The sequence below is a fragment of the Burkholderia lata genome (assembly GCF_902499335.1).
GTDB classification, from domain to species: Bacteria; Pseudomonadota; Gammaproteobacteria; order Burkholderiales; family Burkholderiaceae; genus Burkholderia; species Burkholderia lata_B.
This window is the reverse complement of record NZ_CABVQK010000016.1, coordinates 174,022-193,064: the sequence shown is the minus strand read 5'-3', so window position 1 is coordinate 193,064 and position 19,043 is coordinate 174,022. Positions and strand designations below refer to the sequence as shown.

General features: G+C 61.6%; 19 protein-coding genes. 11 read left to right on the top strand and 8 right to left on the bottom strand.

What is annotated here, in order from left to right; translation table 11 throughout:
- Positions 1 to 298: 298 nt before the first annotated feature.
- From BCO18175_RS32895 to BCO18175_RS32875, 5 genes are all read right to left on the bottom strand, one after another.
- A complete protein-coding gene (locus BCO18175_RS32895) occupies positions 299 to 955 on the bottom strand; it encodes a hypothetical protein (RefSeq protein ID WP_174987145.1) in 657 nt (218 codons plus the stop codon).
- 63 nt (positions 956 to 1,018) lie between these two features.
- Positions 1,019 to 1,849, bottom strand: coding sequence for a lysozyme inhibitor LprI family protein (locus BCO18175_RS32890; protein WP_174987143.1), 831 nt, complete (start codon positions 1,847 to 1,849; stop codon positions 1,019 to 1,021).
- Between the two features lie 106 nt (positions 1,850 to 1,955).
- Entirely contained in the window at positions 1,956 to 2,348 is a 393-nt protein-coding gene (locus BCO18175_RS32885; RefSeq protein ID WP_174987141.1) for a hypothetical protein, read from the bottom strand.
- Between the two features lie 33 nt (positions 2,349 to 2,381).
- Entirely contained in the window at positions 2,382 to 4,301 is a 1,920-nt protein-coding gene (locus tag BCO18175_RS32880; protein ID WP_174987139.1) for a hypothetical protein, read from the bottom strand.
- A 124-nt stretch (positions 4,302 to 4,425) separates the two neighbouring features.
- Positions 4,426 to 5,193, bottom strand: a complete 768-nt coding sequence (locus BCO18175_RS32875) for a hypothetical protein (protein ID WP_174987137.1) — start codon at positions 5,191 to 5,193, stop codon at positions 4,426 to 4,428.
- A 469-nt stretch (positions 5,194 to 5,662) separates the two neighbouring features.
- Between BCO18175_RS32875 and BCO18175_RS32870 the strand changes: the two genes are divergently transcribed.
- The 3 genes from BCO18175_RS32870 (at position 5,663) to BCO18175_RS32860 (ending at position 8,176) form a co-directional block, all read left to right on the top strand.
- Positions 5,663 to 6,034, top strand: coding sequence for a hypothetical protein (locus BCO18175_RS32870; protein WP_174987135.1), 372 nt, complete (start codon positions 5,663 to 5,665; stop codon positions 6,032 to 6,034).
- An 87-nt stretch (positions 6,035 to 6,121) separates the two neighbouring features.
- Positions 6,122 to 6,982, top strand: a complete 861-nt coding sequence (locus BCO18175_RS32865; RefSeq protein ID WP_174987133.1) for a hypothetical protein — start codon at positions 6,122 to 6,124, stop codon at positions 6,980 to 6,982.
- A 591-nt stretch (positions 6,983 to 7,573) separates the two neighbouring features.
- On the top strand, positions 7,574 to 8,176 hold the full coding sequence (locus tag BCO18175_RS32860; protein ID WP_174987132.1) for a TetR/AcrR family transcriptional regulator: 603 nt from the start codon (positions 7,574 to 7,576) through the stop codon (positions 8,174 to 8,176).
- A 267-nt stretch (positions 8,177 to 8,443) separates the two neighbouring features.
- Here the strand turns inward: BCO18175_RS32860 and BCO18175_RS32855 are convergent, their stop codons facing one another.
- Entirely contained in the window at positions 8,444 to 8,734 is a 291-nt protein-coding gene (locus BCO18175_RS32855) for a DUF1330 domain-containing protein (protein WP_174987130.1), read from the bottom strand.
- Between the two features lie 14 nt (positions 8,735 to 8,748).
- On the bottom strand, positions 8,749 to 9,654 hold the full coding sequence (gene mmsB, locus BCO18175_RS32850) for a 3-hydroxyisobutyrate dehydrogenase (RefSeq protein WP_174987128.1): 906 nt from the start codon (positions 9,652 to 9,654) through the stop codon (positions 8,749 to 8,751).
- Positions 9,655 to 9,945: 291 nt separating this feature from the next.
- Here mmsB (BCO18175_RS32850) and BCO18175_RS32845 point away from each other — a divergent pair, with 291 nt between their 5' ends.
- Entirely contained in the window at positions 9,946 to 10,236 is a 291-nt protein-coding gene (locus tag BCO18175_RS32845) for a hypothetical protein (RefSeq protein WP_174987126.1), read from the top strand.
- A gap of 47 nt (positions 10,237 to 10,283) precedes the next feature.
- On the opposite strand, the gene BCO18175_RS32840 is transcribed toward BCO18175_RS32845, so the two are convergent.
- A complete protein-coding gene (locus BCO18175_RS32840; RefSeq protein ID WP_174987124.1) occupies positions 10,284 to 10,667 on the bottom strand; it encodes a winged helix-turn-helix transcriptional regulator in 384 nt (127 codons plus the stop codon).
- A gap of 125 nt (positions 10,668 to 10,792) precedes the next feature.
- Here BCO18175_RS32840 and namA point away from each other — a divergent pair, with 125 nt between their 5' ends.
- From namA to BCO18175_RS32805, 7 genes are all read left to right on the top strand, one after another.
- On the top strand, positions 10,793 to 11,839 hold the full coding sequence (gene namA, locus BCO18175_RS32835; protein WP_174987122.1) for an NADPH dehydrogenase NamA: 1,047 nt from the start codon (positions 10,793 to 10,795) through the stop codon (positions 11,837 to 11,839).
- 270 nt (positions 11,840 to 12,109) lie between these two features.
- Positions 12,110 to 13,000 (top strand): 3-hydroxyisobutyrate dehydrogenase, encoded by an 891-nt coding sequence (gene mmsB, locus BCO18175_RS32830; RefSeq protein WP_174987120.1) that lies wholly within the window; start codon positions 12,110 to 12,112, stop codon positions 12,998 to 13,000.
- Between the two features lie 231 nt (positions 13,001 to 13,231).
- Positions 13,232 to 14,845: an MFS transporter gene (locus tag BCO18175_RS32825; protein WP_174987216.1), complete on the top strand. Its 1,614-nt coding sequence runs from the start codon at positions 13,232 to 13,234 to the stop codon at positions 14,843 to 14,845.
- 102 nt (positions 14,846 to 14,947) lie between these two features.
- Positions 14,948 to 16,477: a CoA-acylating methylmalonate-semialdehyde dehydrogenase gene (locus BCO18175_RS32820; protein WP_438820523.1), complete on the top strand. Its 1,530-nt coding sequence runs from the start codon at positions 14,948 to 14,950 to the stop codon at positions 16,475 to 16,477.
- Positions 16,478 to 16,566: 89 nt separating this feature from the next.
- Positions 16,567 to 16,842, top strand: coding sequence for a YciI family protein (locus BCO18175_RS32815; RefSeq protein WP_174987116.1), 276 nt, complete (start codon positions 16,567 to 16,569; stop codon positions 16,840 to 16,842).
- 233 nt (positions 16,843 to 17,075) lie between these two features.
- On the top strand, positions 17,076 to 18,050 hold the full coding sequence (locus BCO18175_RS32810) for a quinone oxidoreductase family protein (protein ID WP_174987114.1): 975 nt from the start codon (positions 17,076 to 17,078) through the stop codon (positions 18,048 to 18,050).
- A 48-nt stretch (positions 18,051 to 18,098) separates the two neighbouring features.
- Positions 18,099 to 19,022: a LysR family transcriptional regulator gene (locus BCO18175_RS32805; protein ID WP_174987113.1), complete on the top strand. Its 924-nt coding sequence runs from the start codon at positions 18,099 to 18,101 to the stop codon at positions 19,020 to 19,022.
- The last annotated feature ends 21 nt before the right edge of the window (positions 19,023 to 19,043 follow it).

Genomic DNA, 19,043 nt, shown 5'->3' with positions numbered 1-19,043 from the left:
CGGATGATCCGATGTGATCCGCTGAAATCCATCCAATCCCCGTCGGACAAGGGTTTGCGGGGAATTGATGGTCTGCCGGCTTTCTCTGAAATCCGCCACGAGCCGTGACTTTCTAGTGTCTTAGTCGTGTACGTAGTGTTGGGAGGCTCTGCTTTGGAGGCAAGGGCCAATCGGATGTCGTTGAGTACCAGTCCAACCCGAAGGCAAGGACTTACGAGGTTCCGAAGAAGTGGAACTGCGCGAGTGGCCCGGCGTGTATTCAATACGTTCACTGCCGGCGCAAAGCAGGCGGTTTGCCCTATCGCACCAATACCGCCTTCACGCAGACCGGACCAAGTGGCTCGCCGTTATCGGAGAACGCCCGGAGAGGGTATACCGCGACATACATGCGTTGCCGCTCGAAAGAATCGAAGATCCTCCGACTGTGTTCACCATAATGGGTGTGGCGACTGAACCCCATCGATTCCAGTGCCTCCGTGAATTGAGCGAAATTGGGTTCACACGTCGTCAACGGAGATGCCTGCGTACCGGGAATCGGATCAAACATCAGATCCACACGCGGACCGATCTCACCGATCGTCACCCGCTGGATACTGAATGCCCAGTTGCCCGGCAAGCGTTGACCATAGCCGAACTGATCCTTGCCAATCGCTGTGGTCTGCACGCCAAAGATGCGGTGTACCGTTTCGGGCGTGATGTCGGTAACCTGGCTGCTTGCCTGAATCAGCGCCAGCATGCGTTGTAGCGCTTGCGTCGTGCTCAGGTTCGCCGGCGCTTGAGATTCGACAGGCGATTTGCCTGCGCGGTCTGCCGTGGCCGCGTCCGCAGGTTGTCCGTGCACGCTGCCAAACGGCATGCATAAACTCAATGCCGCCACGACAATCCGCGTCGTGACGAACATGCTGCCAGTGCGCCTGACTGCAAATTCGAGACTTCTGCTTCGTGTCTGCATCATGCCGAATCCTTGTCATGGTTTTCGTTTCTCAACGCTGACGGACGCGCCCGATGCGCGCGGTTTTCAGCGCGTTGCGCGAGGGTAGCGGCTGTCGGTCAGGCAGGCACGTAGCCAGCCCGTGTCTTCCGTGCCAAGTTCGGCTTCGGCATCCAGCTTGGGTAGCGCCGTTGGCGCCAGGGCCGGGCGGCCTGGATGGAGATTCCAGCCGGCGGTCGACTTGCGCGGCTCATCCGCATCCGGACACGGGCTGCCGCCTTCGGAACCGTCGCCGCATGTCGCAATGGTTTCCAGCCTGTCCTGGACCACGATACCGACCAGGCGCGTCTCGTAATAGCCGCCGCTCGCCCAATCGTCTTGCAGCGTGCAGATCCTGTCCTGGTGCTGATAGCGGCGTTCGCTGAAGCATCCGTAGCTCAGTTGACCATCGTGGGGGAGGAAGTCGCATCGGGTTTCGAACCCGGCGAACGGGCCGCCCGTGAATTGCGTCAGAAATTTGCGCTGCGCAAGGGCCGTTTCAAGCAGGCGCGGCGCGGCCTTGCCGCGTTCGCTCAATGTCTCGGTGCGCTGGCGGATCGCCTGGAGCAGGCTTGCACGCAGGGCCTTGGTATTCGGTGCGCCGGGAAAATCGACCGGATCCGCGAAACGCTTGTCACGAGCCTCGAGCCAGCGTTTCTGACTGCGTACCAGCATCGCGCGCAATTCGCCATCGTTGCCCGCTTGCTGCATGATGGCCGTATAGGTTTTGCCCATTTCCGCATCGGCGGCCTTGAGTTTTTCATCGGCACAGATCGTGTGCTCGACGCGGTTACTGGCCTTCTTGCAGTCGATTGCATGTGCAGAAGCCGCGGTGAAGAGCAGGGCGACACAGGTGACGTGCTGGATGGTGGGTTTCATGCTGGTTTCCGTGCTGATTCAGTTGTTCAAGGCCCGGGTGAGGCCGCGCTTCATGTGCGACTCTTCCGCGCAGTCGTGACCCTTCGGCGATACCCGCGCGAGGGTTTCACGACGTGACGCAGTGTCGGACGGCCAGCATCGTCGTGCCGATCAAACGGCCAGTCTTGTCGAGCACGAGCAGATCGAGACGGCCTTCCGATTCGCCGAGCGTCGCATCCTTGACGAAGGGCACTGCGGCGAGCATCAACTCGGGGTGGTCGGGCCAGATGCGGCACACGATGTGTGCGGTTTCGCCGTCGGGGTCGCCTGCGGGCGTCACGATGGTCAGGCCATCGAGCGTAAAGTTGCCGTTGCCGGGCCTGGCGTTCGGGTACGCGTTGCGCACGATGGCAGCGGCGCGATTGCCGCACGTATCGCTGTCGGCACGCGCAGCCTGTGCATTGAGCAGCAGCGCGGCCATCAGGAACAGGCTGCGTGCAATGGACGGTTTGGCGGTCATGGCAATTTCCGGAGCGAGGTTCGGGGCATGCGCTCAACGCACGCCGAGCGAATAGTCCTGGCCGTACACCGAGCGAAGTTCACCCGGCTTGCCCAGGAGCTTGAGCGGGCGATACCTGGCGTTGGACAGAATGCGCGTGGCGCGCGGGTAGAACCCCGGGTCGGATGCCAGCCCCTGTACGTGCGCCATGTCGGCCGGGATGCGAGTGAGGGTATAGCGCGTCAGGTCGCACTGGATCTGGCCGCTGACGATCTCGCAGGCTTGCTTGTCGTAGTCCGCGTTGGGCGGCGTGGGGTACAGCCCGTCAATCACGATGGCTTCGCCCGGCGCGACGCTGAACGAAGCAAACTCGCGCTTGAGCCTGGTCGAGACCGCCAGCCCGTCGACGGACTTCTCCCGGGTGACGGACTTCCATCCGGCAGGCTCGGTCATCTCCGATACCGTTCTCTTCTCCGTCGCCCAGAATGCGCAGCCGCCACCCTGGACGAAGATCGACGAGCAGTACGTATCCGTGACCTCACGGTCACGATACTGCGCGTTGAACCATTCCTGCGACTCGATGAAGTCGGTGTTCTTCTTGGGCAGCAACGAGATCTGCCCCAGCGGCGAACGCCCCGGCTTCTGCCGGGTGCCGAGTTGCGACATCGCGTCGGAGGTCGTCTCGTAGGTGTTGCCGGCGACGGTGTAGGTGCCCGGATTGACGATGTAGACGAAGTACTGGGCGTTGCCCGCCACGAAGGTCGATACATAGCCGTGCAGCCCCACTTCGTTGAAGGGTTCGTCCGGCCCCACTCGTATCACGTCATGGGCATTGGCCTTGTTTTGCCAGATGGTGGTGGCCGTCACGTCGGTACGGAACGCCCATTTCTTTTGGCTGACGGCTTCGTCGCCGGTGTACTTTCTGTCGAGGTTGATGGCGGGCACGATCACGAGGGACTTGCCGGCCACCACGGCGCGGTTGATCAACCAGTCGATGCCGGCGTGCCAGGTTGCCAGCTTGCGCTCGCGGGGCAGCGCCGGGGGCTCTTTCGATTCGCCCGGTGGTGCCGCGGTTGCGGCCGCGACAAGCGAGCAGATTTCCTTGCGCAGCGTTTCGTCGTCCATCTCCTGCTTCGGGTTGAGTCGGGCGACTACGGAGATCACGCCCAGCGACTCCTCCAGCATGAAGCGGATCGGGAATGAGCGCTTCTCCCCCTGGTCCGGGAGCGGCTGGACGATCGTGACTTCGGTCAGCGTGCCGTGTCGTTCGTTCGACGTCACGCTCAGCTTTGCTGCGGTGGCAGCTTGTGCCAGCCGAGAGGCCGCGTCCGCCGGGTTCAGCGCCTTGATCGGCAACCAGGTGGTGTAGTGGCGGCCGGTGACGCCATCCAGCGCGGGGCGGAAGTTGTAGGTGCAGGTGGTAAAGGCGGGCGCCCCCGGAAAGGCGTCGTTGGACGACGCGGGCGCCGTGGCAGCCACGCCGGTGCTCGCTGCGTTGCGGCTCATGTCGACGCGGCCGAGCATGCCGCACATGCCGCCCCGGATGGCTTCGGGTGCTGCCTGCATGCCTGGGGGCAACGTCGTAGCGACGGAAATGGTCTTCGTGTCCTGATTGGCCGTTAGCGTAATGGCGAATCCGCGGGCGCGGTCACTTTGCTTTTGCTGGATCGTCAGCTGGCCGGCGGAACCGGTGTAGTTCTCGTCGCCGATCAGGAAGCCGTCGCCCGCGGCAATCTGCTTGAGTTGCGCGATGGCGTTGCGTGCGTCCAGGCCCGGCACCGTGGTGAACGTCGAGAAGCGTGTGCCGGCACCGGTGTCGGCTTCACTCTTGAAATTGGCCTCGCAGCCGGCCGCGGCCGCGGCGTGGTGCGAGCCAAGGCCGAGCATCAGCCCAAGGAGGGCCAGGCGCAGGTGTGCGGAACGCATGATGCTGCTTCTCCCGTGTAGTGACGGCGTCAAGTCGATGTCTTCCATTCGATCAGCAGTCCGGATGGGTGGTGGAGTGCCCGAAACTTCGCTGCTTCGGCCGCCTTTGCGGCGGCAAGCAGGCCCTGGCATGCACTGCTCGTGCGAGCGTCCTGATGCCGAGCGCTCCTGCTCAGGCGCCTGCGCCCTTGCACTGCATGCGCGCGATACGTTGGTCCGGCCTGGTGCGGTAAAACACGAAGTTCGTCGCCCCCGGCCCCTGATTGCCGCCATCTTCATCGACGTAGGTTTCCGCGAACACCTGCACGGCAGCGTTGGCGATGCTGACCCGGTAGAACACATTCCTTTGTGTGTTCGGTGCAGTGGTGCCGTAGTCGAGCGCGCATCTGCCGGCGATGCGCTTGACCGCGGCATTGCCGCCGAACTGGCGCAGCAGAATGTCCTGCGTGTCGTCGCTCGGGTAGAACTTCCGCAGCGCAATCGACAGGACGGTAGCTGCATTGCCGTTGAGTACGACGCCGACGCGACCTTCGTTGTCCTTCTTGACGCCGGCTGCCTCGCCGACCTTGCCGTCCGGCACATCCACGTCGCCGAAGCCGGTGAGCAGCATGCTGCCGCCACGGTAGTGCGTGGCCTCGGGAGAATGGCTGTCGGGATTGCCTAGCGGCTTCGCGTCGCTCCAGTGCACGCCGGGCACGTTGTCGAACGCCGGCCAGGTTGCGGCCTTCGTCCTTCCGAATACGCCTAGCAGCGTTTGCAGCGGCGATACCGCAGCCGTTTCAGGCACATGGGCGGCCGGCAAAGGCGCAGCGGACGCGGGTGCCGCCGTCGGGCTGGCGGGCGGCGTGGTGCGCTCGCACGCGGTCAGGCCGATCAGCAGGACGCCGGCGGAGAGCGCAGGCCAGATGTGGGGCGGGGTTCGCATCGGCAGACGTTGCATGAGGCGCTCTCGGTTTTTGTGGTGGGCAGGGCGACGCAGCCAACGATGGATGATCAGCGGCACTTGACGTCGTAATCCGTGACGGATGGAAGGTCGCCGTCGCCTACGGTGGTCAACGTCGGCTTGCCGGCAGGGGCCGCGTACCCGAAGTCGCAAAAGCCGATGCCGGTGCCGGCGCAGAATCCGGTCTTGCCTGTCGCCGGCATCGCGAGTGTGTATTAACCGCCGAGCAGCGCTTTTGTGAAACGTGTTCATTTCCCAAATATTAGGAACGGGAAATATATCGCGAAGTAACAACACGGCGACCGTTGTGCCTGCGCCGATTGCTTCGACCTCACTGATCGCGATTCTAGTCAAAGTAGATCGACTAGTATACATTCATCATATCGTTCTTCTCGCTTCGTAAAGATGTGGATCTGATGCCACGCGGTGCGGGGGCGTCCAGTTCGGTATACGCAGGAATTTCACGATGACACTGACTGGCAGTATCAATGAGATTGCCCGTAGCCTGAACGGATTGGAGCCACCTTGGTTGCCCGCCTACGACATGCGGGCCTATGTAGAAAAGGTGGATTCGGAATGCGGATATAGCTCAGAAATGATGGTCGCCATCGAGATCAATACGAGAATGTTCGAGGAAGTCGTTGCGTTCGTGCATTTGTGCGGCGCGTTCGCTTCGCTGCATCCATCCACTGCGCGGCAGTACGAGTGCGTGCGCAACGACAAGGCCGAAATCGACGACGTGCTTGCACGCAATGCGACCGCGGCATGCCCGACATACACGGGGTTGCTGACGTCGCTCGTCGATCGGGGCATCCTCGCGCGATGTGCGCTGGACTGACGTTCAGCGCTCTATGAGCGCTTTGTGCCGATTTCATTACTACTGCGACGCATCGCATTCACAGTCGCGATCAGGACCTAGCTAAAAATGACCATGCCTTCCAGATACCGTGCCATGCAGACAAGCGCGATCAAGAAAACCACTGTTTTGTTCGCCTTGGTCAACCAGGTGATCGCGGATACGTCGCGTCAATGCCCGTCGGCTGTGCGCGCGACAGTCGGGCTATTGCTTGTCGCCAGCGTGCTTTCGGGGTGTGCGCCCCTATCGGCGTCTGCGCCGACGGATCCTCAACAACAGTTCGCCGCAGAGCAGCGGAATGCGAATGCGTTGTATAGCCGGAAGGTGTTGGCATATAAGCCGATGTTCGAGAATCCTGGCGGCTATGGTCGAGCGCAGATACTGGAAGCGTACGAGGCGGTGCTGCAGCAGTACTCCGTCGCCGCAATCGCCTATGCCCGCACCATCTATCCCGAGGCTCGACAGACGCTGCCACCTTCCCTGCAGCCATTGCCGGCGCCGTCGGGGCCGGTCACGCTGGCGGTCGTCAATCGCGACTACGAACATGTGCTCGGAATGGACGCCGCCTTGTGGGAGATGGATATGGCGGCGAACTTTGGCCGGCCATCCAGGTTGCCGATACCGAAATACACCGGCCCTGTGCTCATCATGCCGCCTGCGCCACCGTTTCCGCCCCTGCAGGATGTTCGCGATCCAAAGTTCGCACGGCTCGTGACCATGACGAAGAAACTGGACGATGCGCAGAAGGCAGATCTGGCACGCGAGCATGCCGCGATCGAGCAACAGTATGCCGAGCAGGCCGCGTGGAGGGCTCGACACCCCACGGGTCAGTATGATCACATCGATCCGAGGACCGGACTACCGTATGCGCCCCCGCCACAGGAGACGCAGCGATGGTGCATGATGGGCGGTGGCCGGGTGCCTTGCTGAAACATCTGCGAGCAGCGGCAATTGCGATCCGATTGGATGCCAGCCGGGCTGGCACACACTCCCGCGTGGAGTCATCTGCGTCAAAACCCGTACTCGATGGTTGTGTCGGCTCGGGTGACGATGTTCGCTGACGGCGTATCGGTTGCGAGTCTTGATCCGTTGGCGCCGTCGCGGTGAAGTGATCCCGTGTTGCCGAAGCCGGCAGTTTCCCTTGACTTCGTGGTGGCTGACGATGTCTGCCGATTCACCCGGAACGTCATGTCGCAGCGTTCCTGCCCGCGGACCCTCCGGACATCGTGCGTGATAGCGTTTCCCGAGTACTCGGAGCCGACTGCTTGCTGTCTATCCCACGCCCCCGGCGTATCGCACGAACAGGCACTAACGTTGCCGCGTACAACTTTTCGCCGGGATTCCTGAGCGCCCCGGTTCTTGTCTGGCGCAAGACGAATGAGAGGGGCGTGGAGGACGCAGCATTCACTGCGCTGAATCGCGAGAGCGTATCCGGCAGTCGGCAACGCTTGCCCTACAGGCTGAAAGGAGCCGTGCTGGCGGCGGTGCTAAGATGCCGCCCTGTAGTCAGGAGATGCATGAATGCGCGCGAGCAAACGCCAGCAGGTGGTCGACAAGGCAGGGGAGTTGTTTTCCCTCCATGGTTTTCATCCGGTCGGCATCGACTGGATCATCGCCGAAGCGGACGTTGCCCGCATGACGCTCTACCATCACTTCGCGGGCAAGGACGATCTCATCAAGGCAGTGCTGGAACAGCGCTACACCTTCATCATGGAGAGCATCGCTGCCAAGCTCGGCCCCATGCCGCACGCCACTGCGCGCCTGAAGGGGATTTTCGACTGGTACGGCACCTGGTTCAGTAGCCCGGCGTTTGCGGGCTGCCTGTTCGAGCGCGCGCTGGCCGAGTTCGGTGCGACCTGCCCCAAGGTGACCGACGTGGCGGTGCGCTATCGGGATGACTTGCTGGCCCTCATGGAGCAACTGCTCTCCGAGATCGTTCCGCGTCGCCGGGCGCGTCAGCTTGCAGGCGTGTACGTGATGTTGCTGAGCGGGGCGACCGCGGATGCGCGTGCGATCGGGGATCCGCGTGCTGCCGCAAGGGCGTGGCAGGCGGCGGAGATGCTGCTGAACGAGTCGAAAGTCGCAGCTGAAAGCATGCGCAAAGCCCGTAGCCGTCAGGCTTGATCGTTTGTGGACCCTGCCTTTGGCTCTAGCAAGCGACGCGTCACAACCTCTGTGTCGGAGAAGCAGTCGCCGTAGGCGGCACGTCGACAGACGTCGTGGCGCCAGGGGCGCTGAGACCGAAGCAAGCACCACGGATTTTCATCGGGATACGCGGGCTTGCTCCATCGCTCAGAACGTGTCGCGTCTGCCTTTTAGTGCTCGAACCGGGCAACGCAACGGTGTGTTCGTGCCGCGTCCCGACCTTTCATTTCCTGCGGCGAACGCAGTTCATTCAAATCCTTCCACGATCATCAGATCGGCGACCGCCTTGCCATCACGATAAGACTTTGCCGCTTGATATTCAGGCGAGTTGTAGCACGCCAACGCAGTTTCCATGCTGTCAAACTCGATCACCACGTTTCGCGGCCGCTGCTGTCCTTCCAGATGCCGAGTGAATCCTCCTCTCGCCAACGGCTTCCCGCCATATTTCTCAAAACTCTCCGTCGCTCCCTTTGCATAGATCGCATAGGATTCGGCGTCGAAAACTTCCACATGCGCAATCCAGTAGGCCTTGGCCATGACAGTCTCCTTGCTTAGTCGGGTTGTGGGTTTCTGTAGTAAAAATTCTGGATGCTGGATATGTCGAGAAGCGAGTTATCGTCATTCGCTTCGTCATGCAAGGCAAACAGGTTTCGTGCCAATGCCCCAAGCGGAACGCTCGCCTGTGCTGTCTGCGCGCAGTTCAATGCCAGACCCAGATCCTTGAGCATGAGATTGACCTGGAAGCCGCCGTTGTATGCATGACTGGACGGTACGTCCGGCAGTACGCCGGGCCACGGATTCCACCGGTCCACCATGAAGTTGCGACCGCTGCTATTCCGGATCACATCCGACAGGATGCGAGGCGAGAGCCCATTCCTGGCGCCCAATGCCAACGCCTCGGCAGTACCGGCCATCAAGACGGCTGCGAGCAGATTGTTGCAGATTTTCGCCAGCTGTCCCGCGCCATGCTCGCCTGCATGGATCACGGTCTTGCCCATTGCACGAAGAATCGGATCGATTTTCTCTACGGTTTCCGTTTTGCCGCCGACGATGAAACATAGCGTTCCTTCCCGGGCGCCCATGATCCCGCCGGACACGGGCGCGTCGACTACCTCGCGGCCGTGCCGATTTGCTGCGTCTGCGATCGTCCTCGACGAGCTCGGGTCGATCGTCGAGCAGTCGATATAGACCGGATTGCGGTTCGCAGTCCATAGTATTCCGTTTTCGCCGAGGTAGGTCGACTCGACGATGTTGCCGTTCGGCAGCATGGTGATCACGGCGTCCACATCCTGTGATGCATCGATGGCATGTGCTGCGACCTCGGCGCCAAATTCTGCGGCCGCTTCCAACGCAACCGGATTCAGATCGAACACCTTCAAACGATGGTTGGCCCTGAGCAAGTTCTTTGCCATCGGCAGTCCCATATTGCCAAGCCCAATGAACCCGATGTCCGACATGGATGTGTCTCCGTATGTTGAATTCATCGACTGGCGCGACAAAATTGCAGTACGTACCTGAATTTTGTATTGCGCATATCAGCCCGTATTTCCGTCATGTGATTGAACGTATCATGAGGAAAACGTCGGAGGCAGATGGGTAGGGTGCACAATCGATGTGCAGAATTGCACGCCGCATCATGTGGAGCGTGCGTTGAATCGGAATGACCTCAGATTCTTGCTGGCGCAGGCGCGCACCGGGAAGCTCACCTTGGTGTAGAGCACTCGCCGCTGGTGCGGCGAATTCAGGCGTTGGAAAAGGCGGTCGTTCGAGCGCCTTTTGCCCGCGAGGCAAGTGGCCATGAGCTCAAGGAAGGCGGAGCTGAACTGCTCGCGAAAGTGGAAGACAGGGAGCGGGCGGGTGTAGCGGTGGAGGCAAGTCTGCCTTCATCGGAAATCAGGGGGCTGATCGACGTCGTTGCGATTCGGAAAAGCGACCGGATCACGGCGCACGCCGAACGGCGAAACATCCGGAGATCCCAAAAAGTCAGGCGGATGTTGCGTCATGACGCTCGGCGCGACCGACATCCGCTGCTGCGATGAGTCGCGGATCGCTCCCGCCATCCGCTCGCGTTGTCGAGTGCCGTGGGTCAAGCGTCGCTACCGCTGTCGCCCTTGTCGGTTTGCCGGTATTCCAGGATCGCTTGCTCATGCGCGGCACCCCAGTCGCGCATCGCGCTGATCAGCGGAGCCAGCGTCTGGCCGAGCGGCGTCAGCGAGTACTCGACCTTCGGCGGTACTTCCCGATAGACCTCTCGTGCAACGACGTTGTCGGCTTCGAGTTCACGCAGCTGCAGGGTCAACATCCGCTGCGTCACCTCGGGCATCAGGCGCCTCAACTCGTTGAATCGACGCGTACCCGACATGAGGTGATAGAGGATCAGGGACTTCCACTTCCCGCCGATGACCTCGACGGTAAACGTAACGGGACAGGCGAATGCCTCAACCTCTCCATGCGGAATTCCGAGCTTCATCTGACGCGCCTCACGTGACTAGTGGTATCCAAACTGTGCCTACTGCACAAAACTGTGCGTACTTACGAAAACTGCGGGTTAAGTTTAGCATCGGCTCCACATCAAAACCTGACGGAGTCGTCGAGATGAGTCTGTTGTTATCGCCCTTTGAAATCAAAGGTCTGAAGCTGAAGAATCGCGTCGTTATGTCCCCGATGTGCATGCATAGTGCGGGGGAGGACGGGTTGGTCACCGCATGGCATCACGTTCACTATGGCGCCCGCGCGTTGGGTCAGGCCGGCCTGATCTTTTTCGAAACCCTGGCCGTGCACAAGGACGCCCGCATCGGTCCCGGTGATCTCGGAATCTGGAGCGACGATCATGTCGCCGGGTTGCGCGACCTGGTTGATCTGCTGCATGGATACGGCGCCAAGGTCGGTGCCCAGATCGGACACGCGGGCCGAAATGCGGATTTGCCGGGCGTGGTTCGTATCGCCCCTTCGTCCATTCCCTTTACGCCGGAAAGTCCGGTTCCGCGCCAGATCGCGCTCGATGAAATTCCGGAACTCGTCAAGTCGTTCGGCCGTGCGGCGCGGCGCGCCCGCGAAGCCGGTTTCGATGTGCTGGAACTCCACACCGCGCATGGCTATCTGCTGAACGAGTTCCTTTCGCCACTGGCAAACACACGGGATGACGAATACGGTGGCGATGCGCAGCGGCGCTATCGGATCGTGCGCGAGATCATCGAAGAGGTGAAGCTTCATTGGGGTGATCGTCCGCTGTTTGTCCGAATTTCCAGTACCGACTACACCGACGGCGGCAACACCCCGGAGTCGTTCCTGGAATATGGTCGCTGGATGAAGGAACAGGGTGTGGATCTCATCGATTGCAGTTCCGGCGGTATCAAGATGGTCAAGGTGCAGACCTATCCCGGATATCAAGTGCCGGCTGCCGAGCTGCTTCGCAAGGAGGTCGGTATTGCCACCGGAGCGGTCGGGATGATCACGAACGGCCGGCAAGCCGAAGAGATCCTGCGGAACGGGCGAGCGGATCTCGTTTTCGTCGGTCGGGAAATGCTGCGAGATCCGTTCTGGGTGCGTAGTGCTGCGGACGATTTGAAGGAGTACATAGAAATTCCCCGTCCGTACACCCGGTACGGGTCGGTCTGGCTGGATACCAGAGAGGCTGCGTAACGCCGGCAGCGACCGAGACAAGATCGGTACTCCAAATGGCTCGCCTGAGAACTGGCGGGCCATTTTTTTTACACGCGCGGCCGTCGACGGATCGAGCCGCCACTTCCGGCATTTCTGCACAGCCGTTGGCCGCTCGTGCGCTGTGCACCCCATATTCCCGATCCTAAGATTCCTCACAGGCTCGGAGCATGCCCTTGTCCAGGAGACGCAGGGACCGAGCGATTCAGACTTCGTTGCGACTACCCACATCGTTAGAAAAGGAGCACCGTCATGCCCACTATTGCGTGGATCGGCCTCGGCCTGATGGGTAACCCCATGTCCAGACACATGGTCAGATCGGGCTATACCGTTCGCGGCGTAGACATCGATGCCACTGCGCGCCGGAACGCCGCTGCCAATGGCGTACAGGTAAGCGAATCGATCGCGGACGCATGCAAGGACGCCGACGTGGTGTACACCATGCTGCCTTCGGGCGCAGACGTCCACGATGTCATGACGGCTGCCGATGGTGTATTTGCAAGCGCGCGTCCCGGCACGATCGTGATCGACTGCTCGACGATCGGCATCGACTACGCGCGCAAGCTGCATGCCGCCGCGGCAAAGGCCGGTATCGTCTTCGTCGAGGCACCGGTATCGGGTGGAACCGAGGGCGCGCGCGACGGCACGCTCACGTTCATGATCGGCTGCGACAACGCGTATGCGGGGCAGGCCACCGAATTGCTGCAACCGCTTGGCGACTACATTGCGTACGTCGGTGGCCCGGGTGCAGGCCAAGCCGCCAAGGTTGTGAACAATCTCATCATGGCCGTCAGCGTCACGGTCAACTGTGAGGCAACGGCATTGGGACAGCGGCTCGGCCTCGACATGAAGGCATTTTTCGAGATCGCGACGCGTTCGTCTGCCGACAACTGGTCTTTCCGTCTGTGGAACCCCGCACCCGGTGTCGTCGATGCATCGCCTGCGTCGAACGGGTACAAAGCGGGCTTCAAGACCTGGCTGCTCGCCAAGGATCTGAGCCTTGCCGTCGAAGCGGGGCGCGAGGTCGGTGCGCGCCTCGAAACCGCAGAAACCGCATACGCGCTGATGACGAGGCATGCGGAAACAGGCGGTGCCGATCTCGACGCGACATCGCTCGTTCTTCATTTGTCAAAAAACGCCTAGCGATTTTCCAGCGCCAACGGCGGCGATCGGCGCCAAGCGCCGTCCGCCGTCGACGCTGAGATTCAGCGAGCATCAGGCGCGCTGCGTCAGCCCGTTTGCGCGCCTGATGCAAGCCATCGCGCACAGGCCGCGACGCGGCATCTAAAGGAAAGTGACTCATGAAAGTCACTTCCAATACGGAGACACACCATGATCAGCACGGCAATCGACAGGTCGGCACGGCCCGAAGAGATGACGGTCCGCAGCCGAACCGTAGTGTTCGCGTCATCGTTGGGGACCATCTTCGAGTGGTATGACTTCTTCCTGGCGGGCGCGCTTGCGCCCTTCATCAGCAAGGCCATATTTTCCGGAGTCAGCCCGTCGGCTGCTTTCATCTTCACGCTGCTCAGCTTCGCCGCGGGCTTTGCCGTGCGGCCGCTCGGCGCCGTCGTGTTCGGTCGTCTGGGCGACAAGCTGGGTCGCAAATATACGTTCCTGGTGACCATCCTGCTGATGGGGGCGTCAACGTTCTTCGTGGGGCTGCTGCCGGGGTACGCCACGATCGGCATTCTGGCGCCGATCCTCTTCGTTGCCATGCGGCTCGTGCAGGGGCTGGCACTGGGTGGAGAGTACGGCGGCGCGGCAACGTACGTGGCCGAGCACGCGCCGGCGAATAAGCGGGGCACCTGGACGTCATGGATTCAGATGACCGCCACGCTGGGCCTGTTCCTTTCGTTGCTCGTGATTCTTGGTGTGCGCACCTTGATCGGAGAGGAGCGATTCGGTGCCTGGGGTTGGCGCATTCCGTTCCTGCTTTCGATCGCATTGCTGGGCATCTCGGTATGGATTCGCATGAAGCTCAGCGAGTCACCTGCATTCCAGAAGATGGTGAACGAAGGCAAGACGTCAAAGGCTCCCGTCAAGGAGGCCTTCGGCCAGTGGAAAAACGTCCGGTTGATGCTCATTGCCCTGTTCGGCGTCACGGCAGGGGAAGCCGTGGTCTGGTACACCGGGCAGTTCTACACGCTGTTCTTCCTGACCGAAACGTTGAAGCTGCATGGGGCGATGACGAACACCATCCTCATTGCCGCGCTCCTGATTTCCGCGCCGTTCTATGTCGTTGCCGGGGCGCTTTCCGATCGAATTGGCCGCAAGCCGATCATGTTCGTCGGTTGCCTCCTTGCCGTGCTGACTTACATGCCGTTGTTCAAGGCGTTGACGCACTACGTCAATCCTGCACTGGAAGCCGCGCAGACGCGTTCGCCGATTGTCCTCATCTCCGATCCGAAGGCGTGTTCGTTCCAGTTCAATCCGGTCGGTACCGCGAAGTTCACGAGCGCTTGCGATGTGGCAAAGGCAGCGTTGTCGAAAGCGGGGGTGAGCTATGAGAACCAGGTAGCGCCGGCAAACCAGCCGGCCGTGATCGTGGTGGGCTCCGTCCGGATTGAATCCTATGACGCGACGTCCGCGAATGGCACGGCCAGGGCGGATGCGTTCAACTCCGCACTTCGAAGCGCGTTGACCGACGCCGGCTATCCCCATGCGGCAGATCCGGCGCGTGTGAACGTGCCGATGACCATTCTCGTCCTCGTGGTGCTCATGCTGTACGGCACGATGGTCTACGGGCCGATGGCTGCCATGCTGGTCGAGTGCTTCCCTGCACGCATTCGCTACACCTGCCTGTCCGTGCCGTACCACATCGGCAACGGCTGGTTCGGCGGCTTCCTGCCTGCATCGGCATTTGCAATCGTCGCGGCGCGAGGCAACGTCTATTCGGGATTGTGGTACCCGATCGTGATCGCTGCGATGAGCTGCGTCGTTTGCCTGTTCTTCGTTCGCGAGACACGTGGCGCGAGTATCGACTAGGTGCACCGTATTAGCGGCTCGTGCAGACCAGCGGGGCGCTTGCCCGTGCCGGTTTCGTCACGAGCCTGACCGAGCGTTCATCATAAGGAGTGCGTCGTGAATATCGCTGTTGAAACCAACCACCGTGCCGCGCAAGGCCTTCGCAGCGCAAAGCTGCTGATCGACGGCGTGTTCGTCGAATCGAAAAGCGACGAATGGCACGACATCGCTAACCCGGCGACGCAGGAGGTCATTGGCCGCGTGCCTTTCGCCACCACGGCCGAACTGAATGATGCAGTAGCGGCCGCAAAGAAGGCGTTCCGTACGTGGAGCGTGACGCCGATCGGCACGCGTATGCGGCTGATGCTGAAATTCCAGGAGCTGGTTCGCCAGAACATGAAGCGCCTTGCGCAGACGCTGACTGCCGAACAGGGCAAGACGCTCGCCGATGCCGAGGGCGACATCTTCCGTGGCCTCGAAGTCGTCGAGCACGCTTGCTCGATCGGCACGCTGCAACTGGGGGAGTTCGCGGAGAACGTCGCGGGCAAGGTGGACACGTATACGCTGCGGCAACCGATCGGCGTGTGTGCAGGCATTACGCCGTTCAACTTTCCGGCGATGATTCCGTTGTGGATGTTCCCGATGGCGATCGTCTGCGGCAATACCTTCGTCCTCAAGCCGTCGGAGCAGGATCCCCTTTCCACGATGGAGCTGGTGGAGCTTGCGATCGAGGCGGGCGTTCCGGCGGGCGTCCTCAATGTGGTTCATGGCGGGAAGGATGTCGTGAATGCCATTTGCACGCATCCCGATATCAAGGCGATTTCGTTCGTGGGATCTACTCACGTCGGTACGCATGTCTATCAGCTCGGCAGCCAGCACGGAAAGCGAGTCCAGTCGATGATGGGCGCGAAGAACCACGCGGTGGTTCTGCCGGACGCAAACAAGGAACATGCGCTCAATGCGCTGGCGGGCGCCGGCTTCGGTGCGGCAGGACAGCGGTGCATGGCTACGTCAGTGGTGGTGCTGGTCGGGGCATCGAAAGAATGGCTGCCGGAGCTCGTGGATCGCGCGCGTCAGCTCAAGGTCAATGCCGGCACGGTTCCGGGTACCGACGTCGGGCCGGTCGTATCCCGTGCGGCCAAAGCGCGGATCCTCGGCTTGATCGAGGCCGGCGTGAAGGAAGGCGCGACGCTCGCGCTCGACGGGCGCGATATTGAAGTCGAAGGCTACGGGGACGGCAACTTCATCGGCCCGACGATCTTCTCGGATGTGACGCCGGGCATGACGATCTACGAGACGGAGATATTCGGCCCGGTGATCTGCGTCATGGAGGCGGATTCGCTGGACAGCGCCATCGATCTGATCAATCGCAATCCGATGGGAAATGGCGTCAGCATATTCACGCAAAGCGGCGCGGCGGCGCGCAAGTTCCAGAGTGAGATCGATGTCGGGCAGGTCGGCATCAATCTTCCCATTCCCGTGCCGGTGCCGATCTTCAGCTTTACGGGATCGCGCGGCTCGAAACTCGGCGATCTGGGCGCGTACGGCAAGCAGGTGATCCACTTCTATACGCAGACGAAGACCGTGACGGCGCGCTGGTTCGACGACGCGGCGGTCAGCGAAGGCGTGAACACCACCATTGCACTGAAATAACGGAACGCAGCAAGGCCGGGGGGGCGGGCGAACGAACCGCTCGCGCGGGTTGCGTTGCCCGGCCCACTGCTACGAAAAGGAGCGACATCATGCATTTCGTCATCTATTGCCTGGATGATCCGGCGAAGCCGTACGCACGTGACCAGCACTATGCGGCGCATCGTGCCTATCTTGCGTCAGCACCCGTTCCGATCGTTGTTGCCGGACCGCTGACCGACGTGGCAGGTGAGCGGCGGATCGGCAGCATGCTGCTGGTCGACGCGCGCGATCTCGATGAGGCGCGTGCCTTTGCGGCAGGCGACCCGTTCCACGTCAACCAGGTCTGGAAAGACGTCGCCGTGCATCCGTTCATCAAGGCGATCTGAGCCATTTCGGCGGGTATCGCGCGAACCGTAATCGTCTCGCGACGCCTGCCGGCATCCCGGCTCTTCGATCAGACTCGGGACGGATACGACGGCGTGCTCCCGCGCGCCCGACTCGAGCGGCATTCCTGCAACACGTGCAGCACAACCCTGCATGGGCTGCTATTGATCATCGCGGTTCGAGTGCTTACTGTAGATGCAGATGGCTTCATTCACGGAATACAAGGAGCAGACGAATGGCAGTGACGGTTCGGATCGCTGGAACAGGCGACGTGGAAGTGCTGGAATGTCTCGAGGTCGGCCGCGAGAGCCCGGGGCCGGGTGAAGTCTGGCTCGAGCAAGAGGCGATCGGCGTCAACCCGCTCGATCTCAGTCAACGCCGGGGAGATGCGCCGGTGACGCTTCCGTCGGGCCTCGGTCTCGAGGGGGCCGGCATCGTTGCTGCGGTGGGCGATGGCGTCGTCGATTTCCGCGTGGGGGACCGTGTCGGTTATGCAACCGGCCCGCTGGGCGCCTATGCAAGCGGCAGACGATATCCGGCGGAGCGACTGGTTGCGCTTCCGGACGCCGTCAGTTTTGACGACGCGGCTGCCGTGCTGTTCAAGGGGATCACCGCGCAGTATCTGCTGACCACGACCTTTCCGGTTCGCGACGGCAGTGTCGTCGTCATCTACGGCGCAGCCGGAGCGCTCGGCCAGATCATGGTGCCTTGGGCCAAGCATCTGGGCGCGCATGTCATTGGCGTCGTGTCGCGACCCGGGAGTGTCGAGCGTGCGCGCCAGGCCGGTTGCGATCATGTGCTGGTGTTCGACGCGGCGACGCTGGGCGAACAGGTGACCGACCTCACCGAAGGCCGGAAAGCGGAGGTGGTGTACGACGGTGTGGGGAAGGTGTCTTTCGATGCATCGCTCGACTGTCTTCGTCCGCGAGGGCTCATGGTTTCGTTCGGCGCGACCTCCGGTGCACCGTCGCCCGTCAGCGTGTCGACGTTGAACGCAAAGGGTTCCCTGTACCTGACTCGCCCGTCGCTGGCAGCGCATACGGCGTCGGCCGACGTGTATCGCCAGCGTGCGCATGCAGTGCTCGATGCGATCCGGGCGGGATTCATCCACGCCAATCCGCGGCACCTATTCCCGCTCGCCGATGTGCGGAAAGCCCACGCACTGCTGCAGCAGGGTAAGACGGAAGGGGCCGTTATACTGAAACCCTGAAATCACCGGGAGCCGATTCAACGGCGACGTATGACATCTGCCACAACGATGAGTGCATTCGGAAGTCAGTACGCGGATCAAATCGGAGCGCTGCTGGCCTTGCATGACGGCGGTACGTTTGCGCAGGCCGGGAAGATTCTGCAACGACATCCGACCGTGATTTCGAAGCGTGTCTCGGAGCTCGAGGCGAGGCTCGGCGTCCGGCTGGTCGAGCGATCGACACGGCATGTCCGCTTTACCGAAGCGGGCGCGCGCTTCATCCAGCGATTGCGCGAAGCGGAGGCGGTACTGACGGACGCTGAACGGGAAGTCTCTGAATCGGCGATACGGGCGACGGGGTCGCTTCGTCTCGCCTTCCCGAGCGCGCTCGGGCGGATGTGGCTGGCGCCATTGATTGCCGAGTTTGCGTTGGCCAATCCCGATCTGATCGTTCACGTGGAATACTCGGAGCAGTTCGCGGACATCATCGGCGAGGGTTTCGACGCGGCGATTCGTGTAGGCAGCCTGAGCGACAGCCTTCTACGCGCCAGGAAGCTCTGCGACCACCAACGGATCCTCTGTGCTTCGCCGGCGTATTTGCGGGCGCGCGGTGTACCGGAAACGCCGCGTGATTTGAGTCGCCACAATTGTCTCGGGTTCACCGGTCTTGCCACCTATCCCGCTTGGAAGCTCTCGAACGGAAGCCAGACGGAGACGGTCACCGTGCGCGGCAACCTCTCCAGCAACGAGAACTCGACGTTGCTTCTCGCCGCGGTGCGAGGGGTGGGCATCGTGGCTGGCGGCGACTGGCTGATGAGCAGAGATCTTGCATCGGGGCGGCTCGTCAGGGTGCTGCCGCAATGGCATCTCGACGAGCGTTCGGGCGTGTACCTGGTGACGCCGTCGATCAAGCACACGCCGGCGAAGTTGAAGCTGTTCAAGCAATGGATCGAGGCGCAGTTCACGCCAAAGCCGCCGTGGGCATCGACGTGAAATCGGCGGGACGCTGCCTCG

Excerpts from the sequence above, each read along its gene's own strand:
- BCO18175_RS32810 (WP_174987114.1), top strand. The coding sequence starts at position 17,076 with ATGGCAGTGACGGTTCGGATCGCTGGAACAGGCGACGTGGAAGTGCTG.
- BCO18175_RS32840 (WP_174987124.1), bottom strand. The coding sequence starts at position 10,667 with ATGAAGCTCGGAATTCCGCATGGAGAGGTTGAGGCATTCGCCTGTCCC.
- BCO18175_RS32875 (WP_174987137.1), bottom strand. The coding sequence starts at position 5,193 with ATGCAACGTCTGCCGATGCGAACCCCGCCCCACATCTGGCCTGCGCTC.
- BCO18175_RS32895 (WP_174987145.1), bottom strand. The coding sequence starts at position 955 with ATGATGCAGACACGAAGCAGAAGTCTCGAATTTGCAGTCAGGCGCACT.
- BCO18175_RS32865 (WP_174987133.1), top strand. The coding sequence starts at position 6,122 with ATGACCATGCCTTCCAGATACCGTGCCATGCAGACAAGCGCGATCAAG.
- mmsB (WP_174987128.1), bottom strand. The coding sequence starts at position 9,654 with ATGTCGGACATCGGGTTCATTGGGCTTGGCAATATGGGACTGCCGATG.
- mmsB (WP_174987120.1), top strand. The coding sequence starts at position 12,110 with ATGCCCACTATTGCGTGGATCGGCCTCGGCCTGATGGGTAACCCCATG.
- BCO18175_RS32825 (WP_174987216.1), top strand. The coding sequence starts at position 13,232 with ATGACGGTCCGCAGCCGAACCGTAGTGTTCGCGTCATCGTTGGGGACC.
- BCO18175_RS32860 (WP_174987132.1), top strand. The coding sequence starts at position 7,574 with ATGCGCGCGAGCAAACGCCAGCAGGTGGTCGACAAGGCAGGGGAGTTG.
- BCO18175_RS32880 (WP_174987139.1), bottom strand. The coding sequence starts at position 4,301 with ATGGAAGACATCGACTTGACGCCGTCACTACACGGGAGAAGCAGCATC.
- BCO18175_RS32885 (WP_174987141.1), bottom strand. The coding sequence starts at position 2,348 with ATGACCGCCAAACCGTCCATTGCACGCAGCCTGTTCCTGATGGCCGCG.
- BCO18175_RS32870 (WP_174987135.1), top strand. The coding sequence starts at position 5,663 with ATGACACTGACTGGCAGTATCAATGAGATTGCCCGTAGCCTGAACGGA.
- BCO18175_RS32815 (WP_174987116.1), top strand. The coding sequence starts at position 16,567 with ATGCATTTCGTCATCTATTGCCTGGATGATCCGGCGAAGCCGTACGCA.
- BCO18175_RS32890 (WP_174987143.1), bottom strand. The coding sequence starts at position 1,849 with ATGAAACCCACCATCCAGCACGTCACCTGTGTCGCCCTGCTCTTCACC.
- namA (WP_174987122.1), top strand. The coding sequence starts at position 10,793 with ATGAGTCTGTTGTTATCGCCCTTTGAAATCAAAGGTCTGAAGCTGAAG.
- BCO18175_RS32805 (WP_174987113.1), top strand. The coding sequence starts at position 18,099 with ATGAGTGCATTCGGAAGTCAGTACGCGGATCAAATCGGAGCGCTGCTG.
- BCO18175_RS32855 (WP_174987130.1), bottom strand. The coding sequence starts at position 8,734 with ATGGCCAAGGCCTACTGGATTGCGCATGTGGAAGTTTTCGACGCCGAA.